This window comes from Stenotrophomonas sp. NPDC077461 (assembly GCF_049545475.1).
Classification (GTDB): domain Bacteria; phylum Pseudomonadota; class Gammaproteobacteria; order Xanthomonadales; family Xanthomonadaceae; genus Stenotrophomonas; species Stenotrophomonas nematodicola.
This window is the reverse complement of sequence record NZ_JBMWDO010000001.1, coordinates 98,777-115,612: the sequence shown is the minus strand read 5'-3', so window position 1 is coordinate 115,612 and position 16,836 is coordinate 98,777. Positions and strand designations below refer to the sequence as shown.

At 61.4% G+C, this 16,836-nt stretch carries 19 protein-coding genes; 2 read left to right on the top strand and 17 right to left on the bottom strand.

All coding sequences use genetic code 11. From position 1 onward, the window contains the following. Positions 1-28 precede the first annotated feature (28 nt). The 9 genes from ACPEH8_RS00605 to ACPEH8_RS00565 form a co-directional block, all read right to left on the bottom strand. Complete coding sequence (locus ACPEH8_RS00605; RefSeq protein ID WP_423665786.1) at positions 29-1,939, bottom strand: type IV secretion system DNA-binding domain-containing protein; 1,911 nt, start codon at positions 1,937-1,939, stop codon at positions 29-31. Continuing rightward, positions 1,917-2,936 (bottom strand): ankyrin repeat domain-containing protein, encoded by a 1,020-nt coding sequence (locus tag ACPEH8_RS00600; protein WP_423665784.1) that lies wholly within the window; start codon positions 2,934-2,936, stop codon positions 1,917-1,919. The genes ACPEH8_RS00605 and ACPEH8_RS00600 overlap by 23 nt, the downstream gene beginning before the upstream one ends. 195 nt (positions 2,937-3,131) lie before the next feature. Beyond that, positions 3,132-3,254 (bottom strand): hypothetical protein, encoded by a 123-nt coding sequence (locus tag ACPEH8_RS00595; RefSeq protein WP_255211731.1) that lies wholly within the window; start codon positions 3,252-3,254, stop codon positions 3,132-3,134. 260 nt (positions 3,255-3,514) lie between these two features. Further along, positions 3,515-4,045, bottom strand: a complete 531-nt coding sequence (locus ACPEH8_RS00590; RefSeq protein ID WP_423665782.1) for a hypothetical protein — start codon at positions 4,043-4,045, stop codon at positions 3,515-3,517. Positions 4,046-4,130: 85 nt separating this feature from the next. Further along, positions 4,131-7,145: a TraM recognition domain-containing protein gene (locus tag ACPEH8_RS00585; protein WP_423665780.1), complete on the bottom strand. Its 3,015-nt coding sequence runs from the start codon at positions 7,143-7,145 to the stop codon at positions 4,131-4,133. Between the two features lie 2 nt (positions 7,146-7,147). Beyond that, positions 7,148-7,639: a hypothetical protein gene (locus tag ACPEH8_RS00580; RefSeq protein ID WP_238379655.1), complete on the bottom strand. Its 492-nt coding sequence runs from the start codon at positions 7,637-7,639 to the stop codon at positions 7,148-7,150. Between the two features lie 64 nt (positions 7,640-7,703). Continuing rightward, the gene (locus tag ACPEH8_RS00575; protein ID WP_423665778.1) at positions 7,704-8,804 is read right to left on the bottom strand and encodes a hypothetical protein; all 1,101 of its coding nucleotides are present in this window, start codon (positions 8,802-8,804) and stop codon (positions 7,704-7,706) included. 66 nt (positions 8,805-8,870) lie between these two features. After that, a complete protein-coding gene (locus tag ACPEH8_RS00570; RefSeq protein ID WP_049419283.1) occupies positions 8,871-9,479 on the bottom strand; it encodes a hypothetical protein in 609 nt (202 codons plus the stop codon). A 34-nt stretch (positions 9,480-9,513) separates the two neighbouring features. Beyond that, positions 9,514-9,846 (bottom strand): hypothetical protein, encoded by a 333-nt coding sequence (locus tag ACPEH8_RS00565; RefSeq protein ID WP_130519073.1) that lies wholly within the window; start codon positions 9,844-9,846, stop codon positions 9,514-9,516. 1,085 nt (positions 9,847-10,931) lie between these two features. On the opposite strand from ACPEH8_RS00565, the gene ACPEH8_RS00560 reads away from it, so the two are divergent. Beyond that, positions 10,932-11,987, top strand: a complete 1,056-nt coding sequence (locus ACPEH8_RS00560) for a hypothetical protein (RefSeq protein WP_423665776.1) — start codon at positions 10,932-10,934, stop codon at positions 11,985-11,987. A 45-nt stretch (positions 11,988-12,032) separates the two neighbouring features. After that, positions 12,033-12,464 (top strand): hypothetical protein, encoded by a 432-nt coding sequence (locus ACPEH8_RS00555; RefSeq protein ID WP_046433443.1) that lies wholly within the window; start codon positions 12,033-12,035, stop codon positions 12,462-12,464. Here the strand turns inward: ACPEH8_RS00555 and ACPEH8_RS00550 are convergent. The 8 genes from ACPEH8_RS00550 to ACPEH8_RS00515 all read right to left on the bottom strand — a co-directional run bounded on the left by ACPEH8_RS00550 (position 12,461) and on the right by ACPEH8_RS00515 (position 16,679). Beyond that, positions 12,461-12,790: a hypothetical protein gene (locus tag ACPEH8_RS00550; protein WP_197581664.1), complete on the bottom strand. Its 330-nt coding sequence runs from the start codon at positions 12,788-12,790 to the stop codon at positions 12,461-12,463. The genes ACPEH8_RS00555 and ACPEH8_RS00550 overlap by 4 nt on opposite strands. A 162-nt stretch (positions 12,791-12,952) precedes the next feature. Beyond that, positions 12,953-13,372, bottom strand: coding sequence for a hypothetical protein (locus ACPEH8_RS00545; RefSeq protein ID WP_423665774.1), 420 nt, complete (start codon positions 13,370-13,372; stop codon positions 12,953-12,955). Between the two features lie 491 nt (positions 13,373-13,863). Further along, positions 13,864-14,223 carry a hypothetical protein gene (locus tag ACPEH8_RS00540; RefSeq protein ID WP_197581660.1) on the bottom strand — a complete coding sequence of 120 codons (360 nt, stop codon included), beginning with the start codon at positions 14,221-14,223 and terminating at the stop codon, positions 13,864-13,866. Continuing rightward, on the bottom strand, positions 14,213-14,428 hold the full coding sequence (locus ACPEH8_RS00535; RefSeq protein ID WP_053451584.1) for a hypothetical protein: 216 nt from the start codon (positions 14,426-14,428) through the stop codon (positions 14,213-14,215). The genes ACPEH8_RS00540 and ACPEH8_RS00535 overlap by 11 nt, the downstream gene beginning before the upstream one ends. Further along, on the bottom strand, positions 14,415-14,633 hold the full coding sequence (locus ACPEH8_RS00530; RefSeq protein WP_423665772.1) for a hypothetical protein: 219 nt from the start codon (positions 14,631-14,633) through the stop codon (positions 14,415-14,417). Before ACPEH8_RS00530 ends, ACPEH8_RS00535 begins: the two co-directional genes overlap by 14 nt. A 336-nt stretch (positions 14,634-14,969) precedes the next feature. Then, positions 14,970-15,194, bottom strand: coding sequence for a hypothetical protein (locus ACPEH8_RS00525; protein WP_423665770.1), 225 nt, complete (start codon positions 15,192-15,194; stop codon positions 14,970-14,972). Positions 15,195-15,516: 322 nt separating this feature from the next. Then, entirely contained in the window at positions 15,517-16,080 is a 564-nt protein-coding gene (locus ACPEH8_RS00520; RefSeq protein ID WP_423665768.1) for a hypothetical protein, read from the bottom strand. An 11-nt stretch (positions 16,081-16,091) separates the two neighbouring features. After that, positions 16,092-16,679: a ParA family protein gene (locus ACPEH8_RS00515; RefSeq protein ID WP_242899537.1), complete on the bottom strand. Its 588-nt coding sequence runs from the start codon at positions 16,677-16,679 to the stop codon at positions 16,092-16,094. Between the last annotated feature and the right edge of the window lie 157 nt (positions 16,680-16,836).

The window sequence follows — 16,836 nt, the reverse complement described above, 5'->3', positions numbered from 1 at the left end:
ACCAAAACCCTGCGACTCCACAACCCCACTACTTGCGGAAGATGGCTTCCAGCTCGTCGTCAGAAACGGCGCGAAGTTTCGGCGGAGTGGCACCCCGCTTCTCCAGCTCTGCGGCGGCTTGGTTTGCGGTCATCTTGAGCACGCGCTGGACCTCTGCGGCGCTTTGCGCGTCGCTCTGCGGCATGGGTTTCTGCTCCACCGGGCGCGCCCCCTGCTTCGTCCACCGTGCCCGCTTCTGCCCCTCTCGAACCTTCGGATAGCTCACACCCGGCCAGTCCAGCAACAACAAATCGCCCGTGGTCTGGACGATGGCTCGGATGCCCCAGCGCTCGGGGCCGTAGGCCTTCCCTCTGCGGAAGCCTAGATCGTCGGTGAGGCGCCCTGGCGGAACAACGGATTTCGACTCCTCGTGGACAGTCGCCTTGTCGTCGTGCGTGCGCCAAGCCACCGTCCGCTTGCCCAGGTTCCGGGAGATCTTCTCTCGGGTCTCGCCGACCTGAAGCTGGCAAATGATGTGTGTGCCAACCAACCCAGAAAACGCCTGCGCGGTCTTGTCTCCGTAGACCTTCTCGACCTGTGACCAGTCCTGCACGGCCATGCAGGCCACCACGCCTTTCGACCTGCCCAGGGCCAGCAACGGCTCGATGTTGAGCTTGCCGGCGGAAGTGAGTTCGTCGAAGAAGAAGCCCAGGAAGCGCCCTGCTTCGTCATCTGGCAGCGAGGGGCCGATGATTTCCGGCACCGCGCAGTTGATCATGGCCGAGATGTAACTGCGCGCCAGCACCTCGTCCGGGCCCGATTGAACGATGACCTGCTTCCGGCCCTCATAGGAATCTTTGATCCAGTCGAGCATCGAGAACATGCGGTCCGGCTTGCGCTCCGGCCACGCCAAGGCCAGGCGCTCGATGACCGCTGTTCCGTTGGCGAGCACGGCCATGCAGCTCGATGTGGTGTTGCTGTCGGGATTGGAGATGAGCGCGGCGGCGCGGGGATAGTGGATTGAAAGCGCTTGGGACATGGGTCCGGCTGGGCGGGCAACCAACGCGGCCAACTCTGCCCACCCCCAGCTCTTGCCCTTCGTGGCCTGGAGTTCGCGCACGCACCCTTCCAGCAAGGCTTGCGCCGCAGACGCCCAGAATGCGCCGCTGCCCTCCTCCGGGGGGATGATGCTTTGGGAGAACGCGGCGGCTTGGGTTTGCGTCGCTACGTCCCGGCCAACGTCCCAGATCCAACTGCGTTTGTCGAAGGGGCAGACGATGACCGGGTGCTTAAAAATGGACGTAAAGTCCCCTTTGATGTCGTAGATGAAACTTTTCTTTTTGAGACGGACCGTTTGCTCCAGCAGGTGCTTGAGGATGACGCTCTTACCGCTGCCCACGCTGCCGTAGATGAACATGTGCCGGGCCAGCAGCTTCTTGCTGACCACCCAAGCCGGATGTAGCGACAACGCATGCAGCTCGTCCTCTTGCTCTTTCTTCGTCAGCGAACGGCGACGGGCTTCAGTCAGGGCTTCTTTCCCCTGCAGCAGTTGAGCGCCGGACACATGCCAAGTATTTGAGCGCGGGATGAGTCCCCGTCGTGTCACCCAAGCCGACGCCCACCCTGCCAAGCCCGCCGCAACTCCGACCCGTGCCAACGTGCCAAACGTGGCCTGCTCCTTGGCCACCTCCCAGAATGCAGCGGCAGGCTCTCGGAATGAGATGGTGCCGGTGGCAAGGTTCCCCAGCGCTGCCAGGCTGCCAGTCAGTGCCTGACCGAAGTTCATCAGTGAGTGTGAGGATGGGATTTGCCAGCCCAGCCAGAGCGCGGCCGGATACGTCAGGGCAGCGATGACCGAACCGAAGAGCAACGCTTGGGGCCAGTGGCGAACCTCCCGCGAAGGCTCGATGCTCGACGGGACCGTCCAGCTCCAGCAGTCATAGACCGAGGGCTTGCCCATGCTCCCTCACCCGATGCACGTCCCCCGGCTTGCGGCCGGCGTTGTCGAGCCGCCCGGGGTCCGCGCCTGCGGCCATGAGCTCCAAGCAGCATTGCGCGCGTTTGTGCTTGGCCGCCAAATGTAGGGGAGTCTCCCCACGGGGGTTCCCCAACGCTGGATCCGCGCCGGCCTCAATCAACCGACGAACGATGCTGGGGTGGCCGTGGCACGCGGCGAGGTGTAGCGGCGTCTCGCCGTTGGCGTCGGGCACATTGGGCTCGGCCTGCATGCGCAAACAGGCCTCCACCCCGTCGAGGTTCCCGGTCGTTGCGTTCTCGCAAAGCCACGTCTGCCAAGGGGCTCCGTATAGCCCCAAGTGCGGGGCGTGCGCATGGGCTGCTGCCAGCACCTGGCTACCATGCATCGTGGTCAGCGCTCCTCCATAGGTTGCCTTGACGTGGTCCGCCGCCAACCGGGCTTGGGCATCGGGGACCTCAAACCGCCGGAGCAGTTGGGCGATGTCCAGAGGCGGCTGAGACGGCAACGGCAGTTCAGGCAGGACTCGGAGGGCCTCGAGCTGCTTCGCTGCGGCACGGTTTAACTGAACCTGGTCGATGGATTCCCTCAGTTCTCTCAACAGCCCATCCCGCTGCTCGGCCGGGAGCAAGGCGTAAGCGGAGGCCAGGGGCTTGTCGCCCAGCACGCCTGCATGGATGGCTGCGTTGAGCGGGTGAGCGGACAGGTCCGGATCGACCTGAAGCAACGCGGCGTGGCCGCCCTGCCCCAGCTCCAGGGAAATGCGGTTGGAGAAACGACTGGGGGTCATCACCCAGTCAAAACCAGCGTCGGTCTGGGTGTCCAACCCGCAAACCTGGGCCTCTCGGCAAAACCGCGTGGCCAGGTCCAACACTTCCCGCGCATCGGCGGCAGCGGCGGCCTCGTGATGCTTCCCGTAGAACTGGGCCAGCGTCAGGGGGTGGAGAATGGGATGAAGCAACGGCTCGTGGGGGCGATTCAAGAAATCGCCCCCACCTGGGTTGCCTACTGGGTTGTCGTGTTGGGGTTCCATCCCCTTTGCATACCGTCTTTTTCGGTTTTGGCAATCAGCAAGCGATCTTGAGGATGAAAGCCGCGCCGACCAAAACCCCGGTTTGTAGGAAAAGTGAGACGGCGTGCAGATCCATCTGCTCCAAATCCTCCCTCAACCAGGCCATCATGCCAGCAACCCTGCCACGTTGGCGGCCACGTAGCTCACCACCGAAAACGCACCCAACGTCAACAGCAGGTTCCCCACGTTGTCCACGGCGAACTCGTAAGCATCGGCAAAAATATACATAGGGGCCTCCCCCGGTTGTGTTTGACTGATTACAGTCAACCACATCTCACAAAACTGGCAACCCTAAAAATCTCGATTGATCGACACTTTTGATGTTTAGTCAAAACCTTTCTTCTCTTTTCCAACCCCCATCCCGCCTCTTGCTTTGAGCCGCGTTTGACGCTTGCTTTTATGGGTAGATCGATCCACTCACAAACAAGGGAACGTGCCCAACAAAAAGGGCCCCGAAGGGCCCTGGATGCGACACGGGGAATGGACCGTCATTGACGGTAGATGTTCTTCTGGACTTGGGCCTCGTGCTTACCCCAGTCGAAGTTGGCCTCATAGCGCTTCATGAAGTCCGCTTCCTTCTTCGCGCTGGCGGCGTAGTGCGCGTAGCCCAACTTACCAGGCCCCATGGTTTGCTGCCGCTGGGCCGCAGTCAGCATGGGGATGTTTTCCCCCAAGGATTGCCCTCCGTCCTTCTGCTGGCGCTTCTGTCGCCATTCGTCCACGGTGCTGAACACCACTTGGGCGTGCTTGTCTTTGGGCGCGTCTTCAGCGCGCTGCTGCACCTGTGCGTGCAACCGCTCACGCGCGTCGGTGATCTCGTCGGGCTTGGCTTGCTTGGCCCAGTCCAACACGGCTTGCTGCTTCTCCTGGATATCGGCCTGGTCCTTCGCCAGCGACTGGTCGAAGGCTGCTTTCTTCTGCGGTTGGTGGTCGTTTGGACGCTCTCCGGCCAGCTTGGCTCGCCGTTTATCGCGAGCGCCCAGCAGGTCGTTCAAGGCATCGAGGTGGGCATTGCTCATAAAGTCCTCCTTCAAGGAAATGGGTGGTTAGGTCAGCATTGATCGATTTTGGGAAAGGGCAAGGGTTGCCTTGCCCTTTTTGGGCTCAGTCGTTGGGCATCATCTCGGCCAAGTCCGTGCGGCTCACGCCTGCCCGGCAGAGCGAGACAATCGCATTGCCGCGTGCAGCGGTCAGGGCCGGGTATTCCTCTTCCAGGAAGAGCGGCAGGACCTCCCGCTTGCCCCCTGTGGGCATGTCGATGTCCCGTGCCAGCTCCTCTTGGCCCACCGTGTCTTCAGCCCCGACGCGCCATTTGCGCCCCGTCGCCGGATCCACGCGAAGCGCGCTCAAGCGGCCTGCGCCCTGCATCAGCATTTGCTCGTAGGCCGCTGCGTAGGGGTGGTTCGGGTCGTTGAGAACGCTGTGGCGGAAGTTGGTCAAGCCACCCGAGAAATCGATGCCCCGCGTCGGCTCCTTGAAGGTGGTCAACTGAGCCTTGCCCAGCCGCTTCATCAAATAGTTGCGTGTGACAAACGAGTGGTTGAGCGCGATGACCGATTGCATGGTGTTGGCCAACAAATCGGCTTCGTTCTCCGACCCGTAGGCGTTGATAAGGCTGTCGTGGCCCTGCACCGCGATCACCGGCATCAACCCCAGGCTTCGGGAGGTGCTGAAGAGCAGCACGTCGTCCGAAGTCAGCAGCAAATGCGCCTCGTCCATCATCAGCAGCACGTCGGTTTGGCCCGGCAGCATTTCGCGCCACTTGTCGCCGTGCGCCCCGCGTGCCCGAATGCCGTTCATGACACGCTGCTTGAGCAACCGCTGCATCATGTCGCCCGCTTCGCCGAACTGGGTGGGGGGCAGGAACAAGCCCACGAACTTTCCGTAAAGCGCTTGGGAGACGTCCACTTCCCCACGTTCAACGGAATGCCACGGGATGTCATCCGCCGTCCGGAGCTTTTCACCCCGAAGCAGTTTTTCGATGAGCCCCCGCGAGTTCAACGTGAAGGACTGGCGCTGCTCCTTGTGCATTGCGGGAACGCCCAGCAATGCCCATTCCAGCGAGCTTTGCAGCTGAGACATGGGACGCAGCAAGTCGGGATGGACGGTCTCGGACCGGGTGGCCAAGCGGTTTTGGTAGTCCCGGGAGTAGGCGGCATAGGCCTCCCGCTCTTCGTCCGTGCTAGACGTGTCCGGACGCTCCAACCCCAACCAGTTCACCAACTCCAGCACGCGAGCGCTGGCGATCTCCCCGCCACGCGGCGTCGGCACCACCTGCTCGACCATCGCCAACAGCTTGGCATGGTGGAATGGGGTGTAGAACCAGTTCCGGGAAGCCTCCGCCACAATCGCGTAAGTGCCCATTTGCTCTTCCACGCGAGCCAGCGCCGCTTCCAGGTCTTCCAACCCCAAGCCACGCTTCTCCAGCTCCTCCCGCTCCAGCAGCATCATCAACCGGGCGTGCTCCAACCCTTCCAGCTTGGCGATGCAGAAGTCTCGGTAGGCCTGCTCGTGCTCGCACGCGGCCTTCAGGACGATGCCGGTGTGGAAGAGGAAAGCGTCGCCGCCATCGCTCCAGAGCTTGGACTTCTCATCGACCTTGCCACCGGTCGCGCCGCGAAGGGCCTTGGTGATTTGATCCGGCTCCAGGCCCTCGTAGGGGGCCACCGACATGCCTGCGCGCACGACGATATCAAACGCGTCCTTGCCCAAATCGGAGATGATCGCGCCGTCCTTCGCGTCGAGGATGAGTGCTCCACCCCCGCTGCGCTTCGCATCAAGAACGGTCTCGCCCGCGGCGCGCCCCTTCAGTTCATTCCGCAGTCCTACGGCCAATGCGGACTCGCGATAGCGACGGGCCAACGGCCGCAGCACGCTGAAGGACTTGCCCGAACCGATACGCCCGTAGACGATCAGGCCTTGGGTCAGGTCGCGCCAGGACAGCATCATCACCGTGCCCTTGTCCGGCGCAAAGCCATGGCCGCGGTCGTTCAGGTGACCAGACGCTCGACCCACCTTCAAAAGCGGGGTCTTGTCGCGCAACGCTTCGGCAGCCTGCTGCTCGCGGGCCTTCACGTGGGACTTGGACAGGGCACCCTGGGTCGCCAGGTTGTTATCCATGTTCTGCAGGTAGAGGCGAGCGGCCGTTTGAACGAAGTTGCCTTCCGTGAACTGCAAGGCATACATGGCCGCAATCACAAACGCCACGGCCACGCCCATTCCGTCCGGGAGAAGGGAGCCAACCCCAACAAGGGCCAAGATCACCACCATCCACTTCATCATCTGAATGAAGCGCTCGGCGGTCCCCCCCAGCACGCCCCGGTGGGGATGCGAGGCCGCACTCAGGAAGGCCGCAAACAACAGCAGGCCAGGAATGGTCAAGATCAGAAGAACGATGCCCGCCATTTTGGCAAAGCCCGCAGCGACCGCCATCATCCCCGCTCCCGTGTTCATCGGGTCAACCGCTGCTTGCCCCATGCTGGCCGCGTCCACGTGGAGCGCGGACGACAACGCCGCCGAAGCGGTTGCAATCAGCACGGGCAGCACCATCAGGGCCAGGCCCTTGAAGGCTTCCTTCATCCCTTCCGCTTGCTTCAACGCAACAAAGTAAGGAATGGCAGCCAGCAGCACCACGTAACTAAAAGCGCCAATGAGCGAGCCCAAGAAGTATTGAACCGCACCAATCAGCGGGAAGGCCAGATACATCAGCGAGGTTGCAGTGCTGTCGCCGCCCAGCGCCATGTCGTCCCCCAGCACGAAGCCTTCGGCACGACGTCCTTCCTTGGTGATGATCATGCGGGCCTGGGTGTTGCGCAGATCCTCCGGAACCTTCGGCCACCACGGATGGAACTGGTCCAGATCCAGTTCTTCGGGCACAACCAGTGCCATCTCTTTCTCGTCGAAAACCGCGCCCGCTTGGACCGCCATATCTACATCCTCTGGGGGAACGTCCAGCACGCGGCTCTTCACGCGGTCGCTCACGTCAAAGCGCCCGACCAAGTTTTCGTAGCGGTCATTGCCGTCCAGAATGATTTGCTCCAGCGTGCTCGACGCTTGATCGTCCTTCTTGAACAGCTTGCGGCCAATACCGACCGTCCAATCCATCAGCGATAGCAACATGCTCAGTGCCTCCCGTTGTTGTTGTTGGTTTGAGATAGCGCCTCACACGCCACGATTTCCTGAGGCGTGATGGTGCCGCTCGTCCATTTCTTTTTGCACTCGTTCAACGACAACGAGGGCGCAAGTTGGATTGCCGCCGGCGAAGGGCGTGTCCCTTTCGCTTTGTTGACGACCAATGCCCCAAAGCAAAGGGCCACGCACGCGGCGGAGGTGACAAGGAAGCCGGCTTTGGACACATGTTTTTCGCTGGCGTGCCGAACCTGGCTGGCGCGCAGGGCGTCCATCCTCCAGGCATCAAAGTCCTCATCGTTTGCCACCGGCATCTTCCGGTCCGCCCGCAGGTAGTAATACGAGGTCAGGACGTTTTCCCTGCAATCGGAGAGCCCAAAGCTTTCTGGGTTACCAATGAAGAAGCGCCCATGCAGGTTGAGCCACTTCGATCCGAAGTGGAGCTTTCCGGGCTTTCGATACTGCGTAAACAACCACCCAAACATTTTTCCTCCCATCTTTCATGGATACACATTCTTTCTAGCAAGGCTTTCGATAAGCGCAAGCTCTTCACCTGACCTTTTCTGCCCACGCGTCGATATCGCTGTTGGCTTGGTCCTGCCAATCGTTTTTCGGTTCGGGTTTGGCAACCGGCTTGGGGGCCGGTTTGGGCTTTGCAGCCGATTTCGAAACTGGCACCGGCTTTGACGCCGGGGCAGTTGCCGGGGTCTGGGCCTTAGGTGGCTCTGCCAGCACCGGGGCTTCCACAACCGGGGCAGCGACCGCGGCCTTCTCTTCCACCGGGGCAGTCACGGGCTTGGGCTCCTCGACCTGGGGCGGCGCGGATACAACCGGAGCAACTGGCACGGTGACGGGGGCCGGGGCAGTCACTGCTGCAGCCGGTTTGTCTTGGAGCGGAACGGTTTCGCTGGAGCGGTGAGTGGTCCACCACGCCAACGCCCCACCCAGCACAAGGACGGCCACGCCCGACCCAGCCAGAAGTTGCCAACCCTTCTTGTTACTGTCCTTCGCAGCCGCCTCACCGGACGGCTTGGCGGGGCTGGCCTTGGGGGCTTCCGGTTTCACCGGGGCCCGGGTCACCGTCGCCTTGGGGGCCGCTACCGGGGCTTGAGCCGGCTTGCTCGGAGCAGAGGCCGGAACAGACGGGACCACCCGCTCGACAGGTGCTGGAGCGGTAGGCGTTGCGTCCACGGCTTCACTGACGGCAGGCGCAGGAGCGCTGACCGGCTCTTTGATGACAGGCGCGGGGCCTGCTTCTGGTTCTGGTGTCGGCTCGGGAACCACCTCCTCAACAACCGGCTCGGGCTGGGCAGTCGCTTCTTGCTCGACCAACGCTTGGGCGCGCTCGGCCTCCAAGCGCGCGTTCTCGGCGGCTTCGGCTTCCCTGCGCGACTTGGCCTCTTCCGCACGCCGGGCCAACGCTTCTTGCGCCTCTCGCCCCTTCTCAGCGGCGACCGAGGCCGCTTGCTTGGTTTTGTCTGCCAAGGCTTTGCCAAAACTTGCAGCCAGCCGGCCTGCGGTTTTCAAGTTTTCTTTTGTCGCATCGCTGACGAGCTTCTCCGCGTCCGTGGGCGCGGTGGTCTTGGCTTGTGCTGCTTTGGCGAGCAGCTCGCGCTGCTTGCGTTGTTTGATGAGTTCTTCGGGTGTCATGGTTCCTCCCAGGCGCTTGAAAAAGATTTGAGCCAGGGGGCTTTCGCCCCCCAGCTCTCGGTTGGCTTAGCGAACGTCGGGGATCGGCGAAACCGTGATGGCGTAATCGCCCCGGCCGCACTGGTCATCGACCGTGGCGTTCTGAAGCGCGCCGCGCTTTGCCAGCTCAACGACCGGCACCTGGCACACGGCGGCATCGGCACCACTGAAGCCAACCGTCAGCTTTTCTTTGCTCGCCTTGAGCAACGCGGCCAGCTTGTCCAGCGTGGCGCCGGTCTTGGCACTCACCGGCTGCATGTCAGCGGCCGGGTAACGGATGACCAGCTTGTCCAGGGCTTCGGCCTGGCCGTCCTTGGTTTCGACGGTCTTGGTATGCACCTGAGCATCCAGGCCAGCTGCCTTGGCTTCGGCTTCCAGTTCGCGGAACTCCTTGAGCTGGGCTTGATAGGACGCAATGCCTCCGACAATCGCCCCAGCAGCGCACACCGTCAGGGCCTTGTCTTTCTTGCCGGTCAGCAGGGCGATGCCTGCACCGGCAGCGCAGCCAATCCCGCCGGCCTTGAACAGGCGCAGCTTGTTGGTCTTTTGGGGTTCGGGCCGGGTGCTGTCCTGGGCAAACGAAAGCCCCGGAGCCAGCAACGCGGCGATGGTGAGAGTGAGGATGAAACGCTTCATGGGTATGCCTCCTTATGAGGTAGTGGGGAAAGGGTTAGAGTTTTGGAGGCAGGAACGCCGAGGTAGCAGCAGAAGCTCGACTGGGTTCGGCAGCCGGTTGCTTGGAGAGGGTTTCGGCGTCGGGTTCTTGCTGCGCCAGGAACTGGGAAAACGCTTGAAGGGTTTTCACCACTAGTTCTTCATTGGCCTGGAGCGCCGCGCTCTGCTCTGCTCGCAAGTCCGCCAGCGCGCTTTCTAGGGCAAGGGCATTCCGCGTTTCGGATTCGCGGACCGTGGCTCGGATGTCGCCCAACGCATCGGACGCTTCAAGCCCCTGAACCACGCCCCGGTTTTTCTCCAGGACCGCCAGGCGCAAATACTTGTTCAAGGAAACGCCTTGTTCTTTCGCGCAATACCGCGCGCTCTCCAACTCATCGGGAGCGATGCTGAAAGATTTGGTTAGAAGCGACGGACGACCCACTTAACCCCCTGCAATGAAAATCCACACCCATGGATTAGCAAAGGATTTAAGAAGCGCAAGTGGGCTAAGCCGTTTTTCTTCTGTTTTTCTGGGGTTCCGGCCATTTTTCAGCCGAACGGTTGGCCAAGTTGTTAGCGAAGACTGAAAACAAGGCGCAGCAAGGCCTGGGCGGGTGGAAAGGCGCAGCGTTTCTAGCCAAGCCGGAAAAACACTTCAGTGCGACTTGTGTATGGCCTACTCCCTTCACCCCTCGGAAAACCTTGAACGGTGAATGGGCAGCCAACCTCTTTCCCCGCAGTCCTTCCCCAGTTTTCGCTCCACCGATCTTGCGCTTCCGCTTTTCCCCGGTAGTTGTATGAGAAAGCCCTTCACTCGCCACAACCCGGAGACCCCAATGCCCCCCGCCCCCGCCACGCTCAGCCGCTCGAAAAAGTTTTCGCCAGCCCCCGCAGCCTTCCTCCCCACCCAGCCAGCTCCCCACCTCCCCACCGACTCCGCCCCCCCTGTCTCAGAAATCGGGGACCGCCGTTCCCCCCACTCCCGCGCCCTGCCCCTGTTCGTTTTAGTCAAGCGATGGTCAGCATGGGATCGCGTAAGTGGTTGGGTTCAGTCACGCTGCGGGGGTGTTCGGAAAGCCCTGCCTCCATCCGTTTTAGTCAACTCTGCTTGGGGGTTCTGGAGGGCGAGTGCGGGGGTTCCTGGCTTCGGTTCGGTTGCCCTGAAAGCCTTGAGTCAATCCGTTTTAGTCAAGCGTGATGCCCTCGCTTCTGTTCACTGCGCCCCGGTATTCGATCAGCGGTTGGGGGTTCAGTGCTGGGCTGGGAATGGGTCAGGCAAGCGGGCTCTGGGTTTTGGATCGGCGGTTGCTGGGGTGGTTCGACAGGCTCGGCAAAGCGTTTTAGTCAAATCTTTTTCAGGCTCCTGCAACGCCCCACTGCCCCCGTTCAGCGATCCAGGCGCTCGGCTTACGCTGAACGGCTGGGGGGTGTTCCGTGCTTGACCTGCCCCCCTTCTTGGATGCCATTGCCCGAGCCGATGCCCCGCTGGAAGGCAAGGCCAACGGCTGGCAACGCAAAGCTGCTTTGGCCGACTTCGGCAACGCCTGCGCCTTCTGCTCCACTCCGCTGGACCTGGCCTCTCCCAAGTCTTGGACGGCTACGTCGCTGGTGCCCGCGCAACTGGGAGGGCCAACTTCCGTGGTCGAAAACTGGGTGCCTGCCTGCCGTTCCTGCGCGGCTGCCAAGGGCCTGCGCGATGTCGTGAGCTGGTCGGACTGGCAGGCGTCGGCGACCCCTGACCGGGTGGCTTTGCTGCTGGAGCGTCGGCGCTCTGCGTTGCTCTACGCGGAGAACCATTTCACCCCGTTGAGCCGTCACTCGAAGCGTGAGCGGCTGCTAGCACACCTGTCCGCCCGTTTCGACAAGCCCCGCTTCAGGGTCTATGCCTGGTCGGGTGAGGTAGATGGGGAGCGCGTGTGCTTGGTGGGCTGGAGCACCCGGTCAGGCGATGCCCTGGCACTGAGCGAGGCCCTGCTGGCGTTACGACTGAGGGACGGGGGCGAGGTGCTGGCAGAGGGCCAAGTGGCCCTTCTGCGGCTTCCGGCAAACGGGTTCCTGGGGGCCGTGTGGGCGCTCATTGAGGCCCATGGGATCGTCGTGCCGCTTGAGGTGCCGGGCGGTGGCCAGGTGGACGATGACGACTGGCGGGAGTGCTGGCACCACCGTGTGATGGACCCGGTGAGCAACCACAAGCGCGTCCCGATGACCGGCGGTCCGGCCCTGCCTCATGCCCCCCGCGTGCTGTCCACGAACCCGGATTCGGTTCGCCGGCTGGCCCAACTGCAGGCCGCCAAGCGGGCGGACCTATTGGAATCGGCGGAGCTGGCGTATCAGGAAGCCCTCGCCCGGAAGGGAAAATATCTGGAGCGAGTGAAGCGTGGGCTGGAGGCCCCGATGCCGTTAGACGAATACCGGGCGTGGGCCGATGAGGTGCGGGCGCTTGGGGTGACATGGGCTCGGTTGGTGAACGAGAGCTTGACGAGCGGGTAGAAAAAAGGCGACAACAGCGAATCACAACGACGCAACGGATTGCATATGCCCTTAGAAGATCTATATCGACTCAGCAAGTTCGAGCTGTCCCTCATGCTAATCAGGGAGTCGAGCAAAGAGAAAGGCATCCCCAGACCACTCCAGAACGCAACATGGGAACAAGCTATCCTGGATCCGAACTTCATTCCGCAGATGGAGTGGATAGATTTCAATAAGTTTCGGAAAAGCGTCATCAAAGTTGTCTCCGATCAACTTAAGAAAACTGCCTCACTAGGCAAAAAGGTTAGAGAGATCATTTGCGATGACTTCGAGGCTTGCAAAAAACTTCACCTTCGAACAGCTGCCCTGGCATTAAGCCTTTCGCAGGCACTCAAAGATTATTTCGGCGAACTGGTCGCAAACATCATCACCGTCATCGTGGTATTCCATTTGTCTTTGGACTACTTTTGCCGTTGCGATCTCATGAAGGAATCCTAGCCTTCACTCTTTGAGATACAACTACCGAACCACCCCGCATAGGGGGAGTCCTTCACCAGGTGCCGGTTCCAGTCCGGCGTCCCATCCGTCCACCACACCGGGCCTCGTTCGCCCAGGCCCCTCTTTGCGCTGTCCACGGCGTGCCGGGCGGCGGCCAGCGCCTCCTCGTTCCCGTTGGCCTTCGCTGACTTCACGGCACGCCGCGCGTCCATCAGCTCGTGGACCAGGCGCGCCCTCTCCGGCTCACTGAGGCCTGGGTTGGTGGTGCGCCAGAGGCGCCCGCGGACGATGAGGTAACGGCCGTCTGGTGTGATGAGGGGATCCATGCTGGGGAGCGTATGGGGTGAGCGGTGACGAGGGAGCAGACAAAAGAAAGGCGGCACCCTGGCCGCTCTTGCTTCTATGCCTCCCTAGCCCCCGCCCAACAAAAAGCCCCGGCTTACCGGGGCTCTTCTTAAGCTTCGTGGGCTTGGCTTCGTAGTGTGCCGTCAAAAGCGCACCGGCTGGCGGGCTGCGGCGTTTGCGGCAGGCAAAGCGATATCGAGGCCGATAGCGCGAGTCATGGGCTTGAACGATTCCACCGCATCTTCTGCTTCGTCCTCTGTCGCGAAGAGCACGTTGCCCTTCAGATTGTCACCGACCTCTTCACGCAGAGCAGCCAAGGTTTCGCCGAAGCGGGAGCGAGGTCCCTGATTCCTGGCGTCCACCCTCCAGCGCTCAATCACTTCGAAGCTCTTTTCGTGGCGATGGCCGATCTTATTCAACTCTTCCATCACTTGATCGAATGAAGTCAAGTCAAAACGAATCGCAGAAAGCATAACAGGATGCCCATACTTCCCGCCGCTGGAAGCAGCTTGGGTGATAGCGATAACTTGGCTTCCGTCGGTCGCAAGAGTGTGAATCTTCATAAATATCCTTGTTTGTTTTCAGGTCAGCGGTATTGCCTCCCTACAAATCCAGGTTACGACAGGGCGTAAAAATGTAAACCCGAAAACAACACATTTATTTGGCTAAAGTGCAGAACTGACGGGCAACCGCAGAAAACACAAAACCCTAAAACACCTCACGTTTTCAGCCAAGCACCGGGCCCGGCGGAAGCCGAGGCCCCACCTGCCTTTTCTCCACCACGCTTTTGCTTTGAGCCGCGTTTGCCGTTGCCTTCTCTCTCCTAGAGCTCAAAAGAACGCGGCCCGGGGCCGCGCCTGAAAAGCCCCCTCCGGGGAGGTTAGGACATGGGCCGGGGCTTCCGCCCCAGCCACCGCTCAACTCTCCCACATCCCAAAAACCCAGCCACCACCCAAAGGGGCACCTACCCCTTCCCCCCCCCGCTTGCCGAACCCCAGGCATAAAAAAGGCGACCCTCAGGCCGCCGTTTCCCTTCCCCCGTTTGTTCCCCGTTTCACCGGCTCTGCTCCAGGCACCGGTCCACCAGTTGCCGCATCGCCTCGCCCAGCGAGATCCCCGCCGTTCGGGCATCCCGCACCAGGCCCTCGGCCACCTCTTCGCTCACCTTTGGGTCCGGCAAAATCGCTCCGTAGCGCATCCCATCAGGCCCATGCTGGGCACGGACTCGGGGCCCGAACGGCTGGCGGATGTCGGCATGGGCGGCCACCAGGGCAGCAAGGGCGGCGGTGGGAGTAAGCCCCTTCTGGCGAGCTAGAGCCCGGAACTGAGCGACCTTGTCCGGGGCAATGCGAACCGTAGGCAACCGGCGCGAGGCCGGTTGCTTGGGTTGGATGGCGTAGAGGTTACCCGCCATAGGGTGTGTCCGGAAATAGGTTGCTCTTCCGCCTTTCCAAATCTTCTTTGTAGAGCCTGAGAAGCTCGCGGAAGTCAAAGACATGCGCATCGCTTTCAATCAGAACGTTGCATTCATCGACGTAGATCAGTTCTTTGTGCGGCCCAAGCAACCGGCGTGAGGCCGGTTGCTTGGACTGGATGGCATAGAGCTTAGGCATCTTCATCCTCGCCCTCCTGTCCGTAGGCCCAAACAAAACGCGTTTCATCCACGATGCGCATGTTGCGCCAGCCCAGTTTCTGCTCCAGATCTTCCATGCCGGCTTCGGCTTCGGCGAGTGTCGAGTATTCCGCGTTGTCGATGGGCTCCCAGTTGCTGCTCCAGCTGTTGGTGGAGTAGTCGGCTTCGATGGTGAAAGTGTTGTTTTGCATGGCGGTTACCTTTTTGGCTTTTTCGGTCAGCGGTATTGCTTTCCAATAAATCCAGGTTACGACAGGCCCGTAAAATGTAAACTCAAAAACAACACATTTATTTGACTAAAGTGCAAAACTGACGGGCAACCGCAAAAGACACAAAAACACTGCAACACCTCACACTTACAGCCAAGCACGGGCCCGGCGGAAGCCGAGGCCCCACCCGCCTTTCCCCAACACGCTTTTGCTCTAGCCGCTTTTGCCGTTGCTCTTTCCACCCGCCGCCAGCCATAAAAAAGGCGGCCCATGGCCGCCTGTCTTTCACTACCACCCCAGGGATGGCGTAGGACCTGCTCATAGCTCTGCCATGATTTCCTTGTGATCCAACGCTTCGGAAACCTCGGCCAGGGTGGCATACCCGCGGAGACTGGATTGGTGTTTCCCCTCCGAGAGTTCCCAGCGCGGCATGGCTTCGCAGTTGTTGGCGGCTTCCATTTTGACGTGTAGCCCAGCTTCGGAGAGTTCCAGGCCCAAACGGGCGGCGCGGTTTTCGAGGGTTTGGCGGCGAGGGGTTTTCATGATGAATCCTTGTTTGGCTTTCAGGTCAGCGGTATTGCCTCCCTACAAATCCAGGTTACGACAGGGCATAAAAATGTAAACCCAAAAACAACACATTTGTTTGACTAAAGTGCAGAACTGAAGGGCAACCGCAAAAGACACAAAAACCCTGAAACGCCTCACACTTCTAGCCAAGCACGGGCCCGGCGGAAGCCGAGGCCCCTCCCGCCTTTCCTCCACAACGCTGTTGCTCTAGCCGCTTTTGCCGTTGCTCTTTCCACCCGCCGCCAGCCATAAAAAAGGCGGCCCAGGGCCGCCTCTCTCTCGTCAAGCCGCATCGGCCCTACCTCTTCTTCCGGGCCCGCCCCACGATGGCTTTCCGAACCTGTTTCCGCACCGGATCCAGGTCGTCGGTTGCCGTGGTGACCACCAAGCGCCTCTTCGACTTCTTGAGCTCCTGGCAGGCCCAGGACGCCAGCGCGATGAGCGCGGTGGTGAGGATTGGATTCTCCTCCCCGGTGACGTCCTGAATCTGCTCCCGGAGCTTGGGCGGCACGGTGACCATCGTTCGCTCCACACGCGCCCCGTTCTCGTCGCGGTAGTCGAACATGGTGGAGTCGCGTCCCACGTCCAGATGAACCCTCTGGCCGTCCCGGGTGTAGGGCCGCTCCTCGGAGTAGTCGAAATAGGTTCTCCGCCCAGGCGCGTCCCCTGCAGCCACCATCAGCTCTGCCAGCTGCTCTTCGGAAAACTGGTCCAGATCAATGAGCGGCGCATACGTGCGTTGCGGCTTGGCGTGGACCACTTTCGCGGCGGTGGACAGGTCTTTGCGGGCCGGTGCCTTCTTGGCAACGGCGTTCTTGGCGGGGGTCTTCTTGGCAGCCATGAGGTCCGGCAGGGGCAGCATTGAAAGCTCCATCATGCATTCACCCGACCCGGGTTGGCCAACCTTTTTTGGATAGCCTGACCTACCCGCAAAATATCCTCTCTCGCCTTGTCCACCCCCGCCCCGCGCATGGAGAACACGGTCTCGCCGAGCTCGTAGTAGCTCGCCAACGCCGCACGCTCGGGAATAACGATGGCACCTGCCAGGCTGGGATCTTCCAGACGGCGGCGGTGCTCCGCCCGCTTCACGTTGACCCGGTTGGCGACCGGCAGGAAGGGCTTGCCCTGACGTCGCAGCGTGTCGATGGTCCGCAGGTAGACGACGTAACTGCCCCCGTCGAGCAGCGTTGGGACGATGTAGAGGTCCGCGTCCGGCAGCTGGTCTTTCACTGGGGCGCTGGGCGGCAGGTCTTGAATCTCCAGGTCGAAGCCTGGGGATGAGGCACGGCTCACGGTGAACGGGGTTTCCCCGTCGCTCATCGCTGACCACGCCACGGAACCGCACTGAGGGTCGCGGTCGTTGACGAGCACGCGGGATTGGCCGGCAAACGCGGCGGCGAGGTTGAGCGAAAGCGTGGTGCGCCCCACGCCCCCCTTGAAGCAACAGACAACGAGACGCATGAGATGGGCTCCTTTTATGGGTAAGTCGTGCAACACATTACGACGCAAACCTATTCCCGCAAGAGCCATGCAGCTAGGGGGTTTCAGCGGTGCAGACGTCTTAGGTTCAGCCCCCCCGGGGCCCGGCGGGAGCCGTGGCCCACCCTGCCGTTGTCTC

What these genes read in the sequence shown, in the direction of transcription:
- ACPEH8_RS00575 (WP_423665778.1), bottom strand. Translation starts at nt 8,804, where the DNA reads ATGACACCCGAAGAACTCATCAAACAACGCAAGCAGCGCGAGCTGCTC.
- ACPEH8_RS00580 (WP_238379655.1), bottom strand. Translation starts at nt 7,639, where the DNA reads ATGTTTGGGTGGTTGTTTACGCAGTATCGAAAGCCCGGAAAGCTCCAC.
- ACPEH8_RS00550 (WP_197581664.1), bottom strand. Translation starts at nt 12,790, where the DNA reads ATGGATCCCCTCATCACACCAGACGGCCGTTACCTCATCGTCCGCGGG.
- ACPEH8_RS00530 (WP_423665772.1), bottom strand. Translation starts at nt 14,633, where the DNA reads ATGCAAAACAACACTTTCACCATCGAAGCCGACTACTCCACCAACAGC.
- ACPEH8_RS00545 (WP_423665774.1), bottom strand. Translation starts at nt 13,372, where the DNA reads ATGAAGATTCACACTCTTGCGACCGACGGAAGCCAAGTTATCGCTATC.
- ACPEH8_RS00525 (WP_423665770.1), bottom strand. Translation starts at nt 15,194, where the DNA reads ATGAAAACCCCTCGCCGCCAAACCCTCGAAAACCGCGCCGCCCGTTTG.
- ACPEH8_RS00520 (WP_423665768.1), bottom strand. Translation starts at nt 16,080, where the DNA reads ATGCTGCCCCTGCCGGACCTCATGGCTGCCAAGAAGACCCCCGCCAAG.
- ACPEH8_RS00595 (WP_255211731.1), bottom strand. Translation starts at nt 3,254, where the DNA reads ATGTATATTTTTGCCGATGCTTACGAGTTCGCCGTGGACAACGTGGGG.
- ACPEH8_RS00540 (WP_197581660.1), bottom strand. Translation starts at nt 14,223, where the DNA reads ATGGCGGGTAACCTCTACGCCATCCAACCCAAGCAACCGGCCTCGCGC.
- ACPEH8_RS00535 (WP_053451584.1), bottom strand. Translation starts at nt 14,428, where the DNA reads ATGAAGATGCCTAAGCTCTATGCCATCCAGTCCAAGCAACCGGCCTCA.
- ACPEH8_RS00585 (WP_423665780.1), bottom strand. Translation starts at nt 7,145, where the DNA reads ATGTTGCTATCGCTGATGGATTGGACGGTCGGTATTGGCCGCAAGCTG.
- ACPEH8_RS00515 (WP_242899537.1), bottom strand. Translation starts at nt 16,679, where the DNA reads ATGCGTCTCGTTGTCTGTTGCTTCAAGGGGGGCGTGGGGCGCACCACG.
- ACPEH8_RS00605 (WP_423665786.1), bottom strand. Translation starts at nt 1,939, where the DNA reads ATGGGCAAGCCCTCGGTCTATGACTGCTGGAGCTGGACGGTCCCGTCG.
- ACPEH8_RS00590 (WP_423665782.1), bottom strand. Translation starts at nt 4,045, where the DNA reads ATGAGCAATGCCCACCTCGATGCCTTGAACGACCTGCTGGGCGCTCGC.
- ACPEH8_RS00570 (WP_049419283.1), bottom strand. Translation starts at nt 9,479, where the DNA reads ATGAAGCGTTTCATCCTCACTCTCACCATCGCCGCGTTGCTGGCTCCG.
- ACPEH8_RS00555 (WP_046433443.1), top strand. Translation starts at nt 12,033, where the DNA reads ATGCCCTTAGAAGATCTATATCGACTCAGCAAGTTCGAGCTGTCCCTC.